Raw genomic sequence first — 12,314 nt, 5'->3', positions numbered from 1 at the left:
TCATCCGGCTGCCGGCACCTTCTCCCCGAGGGTGGGAAGAAGGGGCCCGTGGCAAGCGTCTCGACTGCCGTTAACACCGGCTTTCGCGGGGCATGTATCCGCTTCCCGCCGGTGCGATCTTCACCAGCTCGGGATAAGCGCACCTTTGAAGTGCTCTACGATGAAGGCCTTGATCTTGTCGTCATGGTAGGATTCCACGAGCGTCTTCACCCAGGGCGCATCCTTGTCTGCGCTACGCACCGCAATCACGTTGGCGTAGGGGGACTTCTCACTTTCGATGGCGATGGCGTCTTCCTTCGGGTGGAGATCGGCCTCGAGCGCGTAATTGGTGTTGATCACGGCCGCGTCGACATCGGCCAGCGAGCGCGGCAGCTGGGCCGCATCGAGCTCGGCGAACTCGATGTTCTTCGGATTTTCCGTCACGTCGGCCGGGGTGACCTTCAGCCCGGCATCCGGATTGACCTTGATGAGGCCCTTCGATGCGAGAACCAGGAGCGCGCGGCCGCCATTGGTCGGATCGTTCGGGATGGCGATCGTGGCGCCGTCCTCCAGCTCATCGAGGCTCTTCACCTTGTTCGAATAAACGCCCATCGGCGTGGTGATGGTCAGGCCCACGCTGACGATGTCGAAGCCACGATCGGCGATCTGGTTGTCGAGATAGGGCTGGTGCTGGAAGGAATTGGCATTGAGGTCTCCGTCGGCGAGCGCCTGGTTCGGAACCACGTAGTCGGAGAATTCGAGGATTTCGATGTCGAGGCCCTTGGGGGCGGCGACTTCCTTCACCTTCTCCATGATCTCGGCATGCTCGCCCGGGGTCACGCCGACCTTGATGGTCTCTGCAAGCGCCGTGCCGGCAGCCAGGGCGGCGAAGGCCGCCGCGAGAATGAGGTTTTTCATGGATGTCTCCTTGTTGCTGGTGGTGTGTTGGAAAGATCAGGTCTTGCGGCTGCGCTTGTCGAAGCGCCGCGCCATCCGGTCGCCGGCGCTCTGGACGAGCTGTACGAGTATGATGAGCACGACGACCACGACGAGCATCACGTCGGGCATGAAGCGCTGATAGCCGTAGCGGATGCCCAGATCGCCGAGACCGCCGCCGCCGACCGCGCCGACCATCGCCGAATAGCCGATGAGGCTGACGATGGTCATGGTGAGCGCCAGCGTCAGCGCCGGCCGCGATTCGGCGAGCAGGACCTTGAAGACGATCTGCATCGGGGTGGCGCCCATGGCGCGCGCCGCCTCGATCAGCCCCTTGTCGACGTCGCGGATCGCCGCCTCGACAAGGCGGGCGACGAAGGGAATGGTCGCAATCGTCAAAGGCACGATCGCCGCTTTGGTGCCGATGGAGGTACCGGTGATGAGGCGCGTCAACGGAATGATCGCCACGACGAGGATGATGAAGGGCGTCGACCGCGTCGCGTTCACCACAAGTCCCACCGCGCGGTTGAGATTGGGTGCGGGAAACAGCTCGCCCTTGCCGCTGGTCGCCAGGAAGATGCCGATCGGCAGCCCGATCAGCGAGCCCACGAGGCCGGCGATCGCCACCATGTACATCGTGTCGAGCGTGGCGCTGCCTATGCGAAGCAGAAGATCAGGCGACATAGCCGAGCACCTCCGTGACCAGTCCGTTTTCGGCGAAGAAGCGCTCCGCCTTGCCCGAGGTTTCGGCATCGGCGCCATAGGCGACGACGAGCGAGCCATAGGGCTTGCCGCCGATCTCGTCGATCGTGCCGGCGATGATGTTGACCTCGGCACCGACCGACTGGATGAGCTGCGAAATCAGCGGGCGCTCCGCCGCTGCCCCGAAAAAGGTGAGGCGCACCACGACGCGATCGCCGCTTGCCGCCGCCGGCTTCAGGCCTCTGGCAACGGCTTCCGGCAGTTTCGAACCCGCCAGACCGGAAAGCAGCGCCCGCGTCGTCTCGTGCCTGGAATGCGTGAAGACATCGAAAGTGTGCCCTCGCTCGACGATCTCGCCCTTGTCGATCACTGCCACGTCGGAGGTAATCGCTTTCACGACCTCCATCTCGTGAGTGATGAGCAGAACGGTAAGGCCCAGCTCCGCATTGATCCGTCTGAGCAATTCCAGGATCGACTGCGTCGTTTCCGGGTCCAGCGCCGAGGTCGCCTCGTCCGAAAGCAACAGCTTGGGTTCGGTCGCAAGCGCCCGGGCGATGCCGATGCGCTGCTTCTGGCCCCCGGACAGTTCCGCCGGATAGCGCCCGTGCTTGTCGGCAAGACCGACGAGTTCGAGAAGCGGGCGCACACGCTGCTCGATCGCGCGCCGATCCATGCCGGCGATTTCGAGCGGCAGCGCGACATTGCCGAAGACGGTGCGCGAGGAAAGCAGGTTGAAATGCTGAAAGATCATGCCCACGGAGCGGCGGAGATCGCGCAGGCCCGCCTCGTCCAGCGCACCCACATCGACGCCATCGACGAACACCTTGCCGCTCGAAGGCTTTTCGAGGCCGTTCACCAGCCGGATCAACGTCGATTTGCCGGCGCCGGAACGGCCGATGATACCGGTGATCGAGCCGCGAGCGACCGTCAGGCTGACATTGTCGAGCGCAGTGAAGGCCGTATTTCCGCCGGAGGCGGCAAAGCGCTTGGACACGGCATCGAAGACGACCGCATCACCGGCCGATATCTCGGATCGAGGGAGTGTCATTGTCCGGTCGCCCCCGCAGGAGGGATCAAAACGATGGGAGGATACATGATGCTCTCGGATGTTCGAAACTCCGGTCCCTGCTAAATAGGGCCGGCACGGAAAAAATGTCGCCTCGTCAGACAAACATTCGGCAAGGCATTCGAAACGTGGAGCAACTCTCTATCATCGGCCAACCGGTCAGTTCAACGCCTCCTCGGCATGACTGCCATGCCGAGGAGCATGTGGATCTTATGGCGCGCGAGCGCGCCCTTTTACAGGTACGTTTTTCCGGAGCCCCAAAGTGCGACGCAAAAGTCTACTCTTTTTGTGCAGAACTGCCGTCCGCCCGCTCCGGCATCATCCCGGCTTGTGGTTGCCCCTCGGAAACCGTTCCGCCAGATCCTTATACCAGCGACCGCTTTTCTTGATCGTGCGGACCTGTGTCTCGTAATCGACGTGAACGATGCCGAAGCGCATCCGGTAGCCCTCCGCCCATTCGAAGTTATCCATCAGGCTCCAGGCGAAATAGCCCCGCATCGGATAACCCTTGGCAATGAGATCGGCGGTGACGGCGAGGTGGTCCGAGATGTAGTCGAGCCGAGGCTGATCGTCGACGGTGCCGTTCTCGACGCCCATATTGTAGCAGGCGCCATTTTCGGTGATGTAGCAATCGGGGAGCCTGTAGCGCGCATTGAGCGTCTCCACCAGGCTGTCCAAAGCCGGCGCATAGACTTCCCAGCCAATATCGGTCTTCACGTCGCTGACAGGTTTGGCATTGACGGCCGCCGGATATTCGGCGCCTTTCGCGGAGTCTGCCGAAACGCGCATCGGCGTATAATAGTTGAGCCCCCACCAATCGAGCGGCTGGGCGATCGTTGCCATGTCGCCGTCCTCGATCGCCGGCATGCGCTTGCCGAGCGCGGAGAGGAAACCCTCCGGATACTCGCCCTTGAAAATCGGATCAAAGAAGACGCCGTTGTGGAAATCGAAGGCGCGCTCTGCAGCGGCCTTGTCCTCGGCGCTGTCGCTGCCGGGATAGATCGAATGGGCATTGATGACGATGCCTACCGGCAGCTCCGGCCGTTCCGAGCGGATCGCCGCGACCCCCAACCCATGGGCGAGATTGGTGAAGTGCAGTGCGGCAAGTGCTGCATCCATGTTGCGCTCGCCCGGTGCATGGACACCGTAGAGATGGCCGAGCCAGACGGAACACCACGGTTCGTTGAAGGTCGCGACCGCATCGAGACGATCGCCGAGACGCGCAATCACGGTCTTGGCGTAACGCTGATAGGCATAGGCGGTCGTGCGCGCCGTCCAGCCACCGTCGCCCATCAGCGCCAGCGGCAGGTCCCAGTGATAGAGGGTTGCAAACGCCTTGATGCCACGCGCCTTCAGGCCGTCGACGAGGCGGTCGTAAAAGTCGAGCCCCTTCTCGTTGATCGGCCCGGTGCCCTCCGGTACGATCCGCGGCCAGGCGATCGAAAAGCGGTAGGCCTCGACGCCGAGGCCGCTGATGAGGTCCAGATCCTGCTCCAGCCGGTTGTAATGGTCGCAGGCGACGTCCCCGTTGTGGCGCCCGTAAACGCGCCCCGGCATATTGGAGAAGGCGTCCCAGATGGAGGCTTTGCGCCCGTCCGCCTTGCTGGCTCCCTCGATCTGGAAGGATGCGGTCGCAACGCCGAAGACAAAGTCGCCGGGAAAACGCTCTGCCAGTTTCTTGGCTTCGATCATCGTTTGAGCCTCATCGTCTGCGCAGCCGGACCGAAGGCATGGCTGCGTTCGGGTCAATGGTAAGGCGGGCCATGGTAGTCTCGCCCTCGTCTGTGGATGTGGCCTAAGGCCGCGGTGGCAAATGTCAATGAAAAAGGGCGAGGTATCCCCGCCCTTCCCTGGAACATTTCCATTTTTCACCGAGTCGCGGAAATGCTCCGGCTTACATGGTTCAGACCTTGATCCAGGCGCCGTTGCGCTCCGAGGAACGCACGCAGGCATCGACGAAGGTCATGCCCTTCATGCCATCGTCTATCGTCGGATAGATGACGGAAGGATCCGCCTTCCCGCCGTTGCGCTTGGCATAGATCGCCCGTGCCGCTTCCGTATAGATATTGGCGAAGCCTTCGAGATAGCCCTCGGGGTGGCCGGACGGAATGCGCGATACGCGTGCCGCCGCCGGCGAAGCGCCGGCTCCTGCGCGCGTCAACAGACGCTTCGGCTCGCCGAAGGGCGTGTACCAGAGGTAATTCGGATCCTTCTGCGTCCATTCGAGACCGCCCTTGGTACCGTAGACGCGCACCATCAGGCCGTTCTCGTGGCCGGGCGCCACCTGGCTGCACCACAGCATCCCCTTGGCGCGCGTTCCGTCCTTTTCCCTGAAGCGCATCAGCACATGCGCGTTGTCGTCGAGCTGCCGCCCGCCAACGAAGCTGTCGAGATCGGCGGAGAGCTCCTCGAGTTCGAGGCCGGAAACGAAGCATCCGAGATTATAGGCATGCGTGCCGATGTCGCCGGTCGAGCCGCCGGCGCCGGAGCGCGCCGGATCGGTGCGCCAGGCGGCCTGCTTCTGGCCGGACTGCTCGATATTCTCGGTCAGCCAGTCCTGCGGATATTCCATCTGCACGAGGCGGACGGCGCCGATGTCGCCATTTTCGACCATTTCGCGCGCCTGGCGCACCATCGGATAGCCGGTATAGTTGTGCGTCAGCACGAAGAGCGCATCGCTTTCGTCGGCCGCCTTCTTGAGCTTCTTCGCATCGGCGAGCGTCGACGTCAGCGGCTTGTCGCAGATGACATGGATGCCGCGCTTCAGGAATTCCTTGGCAGCAGCATAGTGAACATGGTTCGGGGTGACGATCGCCACCGCCTCGATGCCGTTCTTCAGCTTCGCCTCACGGATCGCCATTTCCTTGAAATCCGAATAGACGCGCGATGGGTCGAGCCCGAGCTCGCGGCCCGAAGCCTCGGCCTTTTCCGGTGTCGACGAGAGCGCGCCGGCGACAAGCTCGTAGTGATCGTCGAGCCGGGCGGCGATCCGATGCACCGCGCCGATAAAGGCGCCCGAGCCCCCGCCCACCATTCCGAGCCGAATGCGCTTCTGACGCGTTTCCGTACTGCTTCCCTCGATAGCCATTCTGTTTCCTCTTCTGAAGTGTTTGGCGTGGAACTGCCCCTCATCCCGCTGCCGCGACCGTCTCCCCGCAGGCGGGGAGAAGGACTCGTGGCGACGCCTCCTTTTGTCAGGACCGCGGGGCAAGTCCCCTCTCCCCGCTTGCGGGGAGAGGGTCAGGGTGAGGGTCAGACAGTGAGATCACGAACTAGATTCCCAGCATCCGCCGGTTCGCCGCCTCGTCGGTGCCGCTGTCGGCGAAATCGTCGAAGGCCTTTTCGGTGACGCGGATGATATGCGCCTTCACGAACTCGGAGCCTTCACGCGCGCCGTCTTCGGGATGTTTCAGGCAGCATTCCCACTCGACGACGGCCCAGCCGGCAAAATCATTGGCGGCCATCTTCGAGAAGACGGCCCCGAAATCCACCTGACCGTCGCCGAGCGAGCGGAAGCGGCCGGCACGGTTCACCCAGCTTTGATAGCCGCCATAGACGCCCTGGCGTCCGGTCGGGTTGAACTCCGCGTCCTTGACGTGGAACATCCGGATGCGGTCCTTGTAGATGTCGATATTCTCGAGATAGTCGAGGCACTGCAGCACATAGTGCGACGGGTCGTAGAGCATGCAGGCGCGGGCATGGTTGCCGGTGCGCTCCAGGAACATCTCGTAGGTGATGCCGTCGTGCAGGTCCTCGCCCGGATGGATCTCGTAGCACACGTCGACGCCGCAATCCTCCGCATGGTCGAGGATCGGCTTCCAACGCCGCGCGAGCTCGTCGAAGGCGGTCTCCACCAGGCCCGCCGGGCGCTGCGGCCACGGATAGACGAAGGGCCAGGCGAGTGCGCCGGAAAAGCTTGCCATCGCATCGAGGCCGAGGTTCTTCGAGGCGGTCAGCGCCAGCTTCACCTGCTCGACCGCCCACTCCTGGCGCGCGCAGGGATTGCCGCGAACTTGCGGAACGGCGAAACCGTCGAAAGCCTCGTCATAGGCGGGATGCGCCGCAACGAGCTGGCCCTGGAGGTGGGTCGAAAGCTCGGTGATCTCGACGCCGTTGTCGCGAGCCTTGCCGGCGACCTCGTCGCAATAGGTCTTCGATTCGGCAGCCTTCTTCAGGTCGAAGAGCCGGCCGTCCCAACTCGGGACCTGCACGCCCTTATAGCCGCAATCGGCTGCCCATTTGGTGATCGAATCCCAGGAATTGAAGGGTGCGGCATCGCCGGCGAATTGCGCAAGAAACAGCCCCGGTCCTTTGATCGTCTTCATACAACTTCCTCCCAGATAGAGCGGTGTCCGATGTGCCGGCACTACGGCCGACCGTTGACTTCGAGTGCTTCCGGCCCGCGAATTCGCAGAAGCTGATACACCTGCAACGTTGCAGGAGCCAGAAGCTAGCAGATTCTTCGCGAGGGGCAATCGGCTTGTGCCCCCCTCGCGAAAAAGGATCTCCGTGCCCGTCAGACGTAGCGATTGACCACGTTTTCCAGAAGCTCCTGCCTGCCGGATTTCGGCTGCGGGTTGACGTCGGCCTTCCGCACCCAGGCCTCGATCTCCTCGAGCGAGAAGCCGCCGTCGAGCATCTTCTTTGCCTCCGGCACGTTCCAGCCGGCATAGCGCGTTTCGAGCGGTGCGGAGAGCGCCTTGTCCTCGATCATCTTCGCGGCCGCCTTGAGGCCGCGCGCGCAGCAATCCATGCCGCCGATATGGCCGATCAGCAGATCTTCGGGGTCGATCGACTGGCGGCGCAGCTTCGCGTCGAAGTTCGTGCCGCCGGTCTTGAAGCCGCCGCCCGCAAGCACGTGGTAATAGGCGAGCGCCATTTCCGGCACGTTGTTCGGGAACTGGTCGGTGTCCCAGCCGGACTGGTAGTCGTTGCGGTTCATATCGATCGAACCGAAGATGCCGAGCGCATTGGCGAGCGCCAGCTCGTGCTCGAAGGAATGTCCGGCAAGGATCGCGTGGCCCTGCTCGATGTTGACCTTCACCTCGTTTTCGAGGCCGTATCGCTTGAGAAAGCCGTAGACGGTCGCGACGTCGTAGTCGTACTGGTGCTTGGTCGGCTCCTGCGGCTTCGGCTCGATCAGGATCGTGCCCTTGAAGCCGATCCTGTGTTTGTATTCGACGACCAGATTGAGGAAGCGGCCGAGTTGATTGAGCTCGCGCTTCAGGTCGGTGTTGAGCAGGGTCTCATAACCCTCGCGTCCGCCCCAGAGCACATAGTTCTCGCCGCCCAGCCGCTGCGTCGCGTCGATGCAGGTCTTCACCGTCGCGGCGGCAAAGGCGAAGACGTCCGGGTCCGGGTTCGTCGCAGCCCCGGCCATGAAGCGGCGGTTGGAAAAGAGGTTCGCCGTGCCCCACAACAGCTTGACGCCGGTCTCTTCCTGCTTCCCGGCGAAATAATCGACGATCTCGTTGAGATTGCTCGTGTTCTCGGCGAAGTTCCGCCCCTCCGGGCGCACGTCCGCGTCGTGGAAGCAGTAGTAGGGTACGCCGAGAAGCTGGAAGAATTCGAAGGCGACATCCGCCTTCAGCTTGGCGGCATCCATCGAATCCTTGAACCAGGGGCGTTCGAAGGTCTGCCCGCCGAAGGGATCGCCGCCCGGCCAGACGAAGGTGTGCCAGTAGGCGACGGCGAAGCGCAGATGATCCTCCATCCGCTTGCCGAGGACGACGTCCTCCGGATTGTAATGGCGGAAGGCGAGCGGATTGGTGCTTTCCGGTCCCTCGTATTTGATCTTGGCGATATCGCCGAAAAATCCCGTGCTCACGACAGTCTCCTCTCATGGATTGTGAATTGGCGGCACCGTTCGCGACGGAGCCGGCTATCGGGTGGAAGGCAGGTGGTGGATGCGCCGAAACTGCTCACAGCGCCGCTTCCTTTATCGCCGGATAGAGCCGGCGATAGCGCTGGTAAGCATCTTCATAGGCGGGCACGAGCGATGCCTCCGGCGCGATCGTTTCCGCCGTCTCGGGTGCGGTGCAGACCGCGGCCGGGTCAGCTCCGGTGGCGGCGATCAGGCCGAGCCGCGCCGCGCCGAAAGCAGCGCCGAAATCGCCGTCCGCGGGCAGGTCGACCGGCAGGTTCAGTGCGGTCGCGATCGAGCTCAGCCAATAACGCGAGCGCGAACCGCCGCCGATCGCCGTCACCCGCGTGAGCTTCGTGCCGGCCGCGCGCAATGCCTCGAGACTGTCGCGGATCGCGAAGGAAACGCCTTCGAGCACCGCCTGCGTCAGCACCGCCCGGGAGCTCTCGTGCCCGAGGCCGGCGAAGACGCCGCGGATCGCCGCGTCGTTGTGCGGCGTGCGCTCGCCGGAGAGATAGGGAAGAAACGTAACCGAGCCCGGCGCCTTGAGGCTCTCGCCGAGTTCATTGGCGAGTTCCGCAGCACTCCGGCCGGTGATGCCGGAATGCCAGTTCAGCGCGTCCGTCGCCGAGAGGATCACGCCCATCTGGTGCCAAGTGTTGGGCAATGCGTGGCAGAAGGCGTGGACCGCGCTCTCCGGGTTGGGGAGATAGCTTGCATTGGCCGCGAAAAGGACGCCGGACGTGCCGAGCGAGACGAAGGCCTGCCCCTCCCCGACGGTCCCCATGCCGCAGGCCGAGGCTGCGTTGTCGCCCGCACCGCCGGCGACCACGACGCCAGGCCCCATCCCCCAACGCGCGGCGAGCTCCGGCCGCAGCGTGCCGGCTACATCGGTACCCTCGACGAGTTCGGGCATCTGCCTCTCCTCGAGCTGCGTAGCGGCAAGCAGGCTCGCCGACCACTTGCGCTTGCCCGTATCGAGCCATGACGTGCCGGCCGAATCGGACATTTCCGACATGTGCTCGCCGGTCAGCCAGAGGCGCAGGTAATCCTTCGGGAGCAGCACCCAGCGAATCCTGGCGAACAGCTCCGGCTCGTTTTCACGCACCCAGGCGAGCTTCGGTGCGGTGAAGCCCGGAAAGACGATATTGCCGGTCAGCGCCCGAAACTGCGGATCGCCGTCGAGCGCTGCCGCCTCGCGGAAGCTGCGGGTGTCGTTCCACAATATGCACGGCCGCAGGACCGCATCGCCTTCGTCGAGCAATGTCGCACCGTGCATCTGGCCGGAAAGGCCGATGCCGCGGACCGCGGCAAGCGCTTGCGGATGCGTTTCCCTCAATCGGGCGATCGCCTCCTCGGCGGCACGGATCCAGTCGGCCGGATCCTGTTCCGACCAGCCGGGATGCGGCCGGTCGACGTCGAGCGCGCCGCTGGCGGAGCCGATGATCCGCTGCTCGCCGTCCATCAGCATGGCCTTGACGCCGGACGTGCCGAGATCCAGTCCGAGATACATGGTGCCCTCCTATTCCTGCTCGAGCGGCAGGTTGTCCTTCAGGAAAATATCGATGCGGATGCGCTCCTGCGCCGCGATGACCGGCAGCCCGTCCGCCTTTGCTTTCAGCACCCGGATGGCGCTCCTGACCTCGTGACCCGCATTCTGGTTGAGCAGCGCGTCGATCGTGCCGGAAAGAAGCCCGGCGCGGCTGTGCGGCGTCAACTCATGCGCGATCGTGCAAACGGCCCTTCCTTTGCCCGCCTTTTCGAGCGCCGCGACAAGGCCGCGGTTTCCGGCACCGAGGCTGTAGATGCCGGCAAGATCGGGATGCTGCCCGAGAAGTGCGCCGACGAGCGTCTCGACACGCGACGGATTGTCCTGCCCCTCGATCACCGGCCGTATCCGGCGCGAGGGGAACTCCTCGCTCATGACAGCCTGGAAACCCTCCAGCCGATCGCGGTGGTCGCGTACCATCATGGAGCCGGCAAGCACCGCGACCGGTCCTTCGCCGCCGAGAAACCGGCCCATCAGGCTGCCGGCGGTGCGGCCCGCGGCGACATTGTCGACGCCGGCGAAATGGTCGCGCCCCGACCCCGGCAGATCGGAAACCAGCGTAACGACGGCAATGCCGTCTTCGCGGAGCCGCTTTACCGCCTCCGTCACGTCCGGCGCGTCGACGGCAACCACCGCGACACCCGCCGGCCGGCGCTTACGCGCCTCGAGCAGCGCGGCGGCGAGCGCCGCTGCGTCGAAGGCTGGAACGGAGAGGATGGTGATATCCAGCCGCTCTGTCGCGGAACGCGACATTGCCGAGCGAACCTCCGCCTCGAGACCGCGCATGAAGGAGTTTTCGCCGGCGGGCAGGATGAAGACCAGAGGATAGCTGCGGCTCTTCGCAAGATTGGCAGCGGCGACATCGCGAACATAGCCGAGCGTGGCGATCGCCCGTTCCACCCGCTCGCGCGTGACGCTTCTCACGCCCGGACGATTGTTCAACACCCGGTCGACCGTGGCGAGGCTGACGCCCGCCTCGGCGGCGATATCGTGAACTGTCGGTCGCATCTCTTCCTCCCGGCAAAACCCATTAGAGGAATTTTTGATGTACGTAAATCAGAAAACTCCGGGCGACGCTCGAATGGACGATTTCCGGAATGTCGCTTCAGTCGAAACGCTTGCTGAAGGCCTGCGTGAACACGACGTGGCCATGCTCGCCCTCGGCCTCGCCGAAGGCTACATCCATGAAGCTGCCGGTCACGCGCACGACCGCGAAACCGCCGAGAAAGGCCGCCTTGGGCTTGAAGACGTCGATCCCGCCGACCCTGTAGGCCATGACGCGGTCATGCTCGTGCCCATGGAAGAGGCCGACGACGTTGTAGCCCTGCACGTGGTCGAGCAATGCCTGGCGTTCGTCGGCGCTCCACCAATGCGGCTCGCCCTCCCCCTTGTCGTCAAAGGTCTTTGCCGCCGGATCCCAGGCCTCGGTCGAAAACGCGTCCCAGCCATAATGCTGGAAGAGGACGACCGGCCGGCCATCGGCGGCACGGGAGGAGAGATCGCTCTTGAGCCACGGCAATCCGCTCACCGCGCCCTTGTTCTCGTCGCCTCCGAAACGCTGCAGGTGTACGAGATGAAGACCGCCCCAGTCCCAGGAATAGCTGTCCGATAGCGGATCGTAATTGGCGACCGGCACCGGCGGCTTGTAGAAAACGGTCTGACGATGGGTAAGCTCGACATAGTCCCGCAGCTCCCGGCGATACCAGTCGGCATTCGGCGGCGGCCCGTCCTGGTCGAGGTCATGGTTTCCAAGGCCGACATAAACGGGAATGTGGATATGGTGCGGGCCCGGCGCCTGCTCGTATCGGCTCTGGAACTGCTGTAATTGCCGCCCTTCGCGGGGCTGGCGAACCTGGCCGCCGCCGTCGTCGGTGATGTCGCCGCCGAGCACGAGACCGAGCGGACGCGAAATCCTCGTGCCCGCACTGGCAAGGCCGCTCGGCTTCCCTGCAACGGCATGCGGCCAGTGCTGTGCCGTCAATGCGTTCAGCGCGGCGACGTGGCGCAAGAGGCTGGCGTCGGTCTTGCCCTCCGCTTCACAGTTCGGCGCCAAGCCGTCCGTCGAAACGAGGCAGGCATGGATATCCGCGGCAAAGAGAAAGGTCACGTCAACCGGAGGGCCGGCCGCCCTCGCAGGTCTGCCGCCGACGGTCATCGAGAGACCGAATCCGACCGCACCGGCGAGGAACATCCGCCGCGAAGGCCGTAGGCAAGGATGA

10 protein-coding genes are annotated in these 12,314 nt (G+C 63.9%); all 10 read right to left on the bottom strand.

What is annotated here, in order from left to right; translation table 11 throughout:
- Positions 1-120: 120 nt before the first annotated feature.
- On the bottom strand, positions 121-897 hold the full coding sequence (locus AC6CIG_RS14585; protein ID WP_018096682.1) for a MetQ/NlpA family ABC transporter substrate-binding protein: 777 nt from the start codon (positions 895-897) through the stop codon (positions 121-123).
- 36 nt (positions 898-933) lie between these two features.
- A complete protein-coding gene (locus tag AC6CIG_RS14580; RefSeq protein WP_127709147.1) occupies positions 934-1,599 on the bottom strand; it encodes a methionine ABC transporter permease in 666 nt (221 codons plus the stop codon).
- Positions 1,589-2,665: a methionine ABC transporter ATP-binding protein gene (locus tag AC6CIG_RS14575; protein ID WP_018096680.1), complete on the bottom strand. Its 1,077-nt coding sequence runs from the start codon at positions 2,663-2,665 to the stop codon at positions 1,589-1,591. Before AC6CIG_RS14575 ends, AC6CIG_RS14580 begins: the two co-directional genes overlap by 11 nt.
- Before the next feature lie 336 nt (positions 2,666-3,001).
- Entirely contained in the window at positions 3,002-4,375 is a 1,374-nt protein-coding gene (locus tag AC6CIG_RS14570) for a GH1 family beta-glucosidase (RefSeq protein WP_127709149.1), read from the bottom strand.
- Between the two features lie 211 nt (positions 4,376-4,586).
- A complete protein-coding gene (locus AC6CIG_RS14565) occupies positions 4,587-5,771 on the bottom strand; it encodes a Gfo/Idh/MocA family protein (protein ID WP_100672875.1) in 1,185 nt (394 codons plus the stop codon).
- A gap of 184 nt (positions 5,772-5,955) precedes the next feature.
- Positions 5,956-7,008, bottom strand: coding sequence for a sugar phosphate isomerase/epimerase family protein (locus tag AC6CIG_RS14560; protein ID WP_127709153.1), 1,053 nt, complete (start codon positions 7,006-7,008; stop codon positions 5,956-5,958).
- A 191-nt stretch (positions 7,009-7,199) separates the two neighbouring features.
- Positions 7,200-8,510, bottom strand: coding sequence for a xylose isomerase (gene xylA, locus AC6CIG_RS14555; protein ID WP_127709155.1), 1,311 nt, complete (start codon positions 8,508-8,510; stop codon positions 7,200-7,202).
- A gap of 94 nt (positions 8,511-8,604) precedes the next feature.
- Positions 8,605-10,059: a xylulokinase gene (gene xylB / locus AC6CIG_RS14550; protein ID WP_018096675.1), complete on the bottom strand. Its 1,455-nt coding sequence runs from the start codon at positions 10,057-10,059 to the stop codon at positions 8,605-8,607.
- Between the two features lie 9 nt (positions 10,060-10,068).
- Positions 10,069-11,103: a LacI family DNA-binding transcriptional regulator gene (locus AC6CIG_RS14545; RefSeq protein WP_498322855.1), complete on the bottom strand. Its 1,035-nt coding sequence runs from the start codon at positions 11,101-11,103 to the stop codon at positions 10,069-10,071.
- 97 nt (positions 11,104-11,200) lie between these two features.
- The gene (locus tag AC6CIG_RS14540; protein WP_127709228.1) at positions 11,201-12,286 is read right to left on the bottom strand and encodes a metallophosphoesterase; all 1,086 of its coding nucleotides are present in this window, start codon (positions 12,284-12,286) and stop codon (positions 11,201-11,203) included.
- Between the last annotated feature and the right edge of the window lie 28 nt (positions 12,287-12,314).

This window comes from Sinorhizobium sp. GQ132 (assembly GCF_059758575.1).
This window is presented reverse-complemented; position numbering and strand designations above follow the sequence as displayed.

What these genes read in the sequence shown, in the direction of transcription:
- AC6CIG_RS14585 (WP_018096682.1), bottom strand. Translation starts at nt 897, where the DNA reads ATGAAAAACCTCATTCTCGCGGCGGCCTTCGCCGCCCTGGCTGCCGGC.
- AC6CIG_RS14580 (WP_127709147.1), bottom strand. Translation starts at nt 1,599, where the DNA reads ATGTCGCCTGATCTTCTGCTTCGCATAGGCAGCGCCACGCTCGACACG.
- AC6CIG_RS14575 (WP_018096680.1), bottom strand. Translation starts at nt 2,665, where the DNA reads ATGACACTCCCTCGATCCGAGATATCGGCCGGTGATGCGGTCGTCTTC.
- AC6CIG_RS14570 (WP_127709149.1), bottom strand. Translation starts at nt 4,375, where the DNA reads ATGATCGAAGCCAAGAAACTGGCAGAGCGTTTTCCCGGCGACTTTGTC.
- AC6CIG_RS14565 (WP_100672875.1), bottom strand. Translation starts at nt 5,771, where the DNA reads ATGGCTATCGAGGGAAGCAGTACGGAAACGCGTCAGAAGCGCATTCGG.
- AC6CIG_RS14560 (WP_127709153.1), bottom strand. Translation starts at nt 7,008, where the DNA reads ATGAAGACGATCAAAGGACCGGGGCTGTTTCTTGCGCAATTCGCCGGC.
- xylB (WP_018096675.1), bottom strand. Translation starts at nt 10,059, where the DNA reads ATGTATCTCGGACTGGATCTCGGCACGTCCGGCGTCAAGGCCATGCTG.
- AC6CIG_RS14545 (WP_498322855.1), bottom strand. Translation starts at nt 11,103, where the DNA reads ATGCGACCGACAGTTCACGATATCGCCGCCGAGGCGGGCGTCAGCCTC.
- AC6CIG_RS14540 (WP_127709228.1), bottom strand. Translation starts at nt 12,286, where the DNA reads ATGTTCCTCGCCGGTGCGGTCGGATTCGGTCTCTCGATGACCGTCGGC.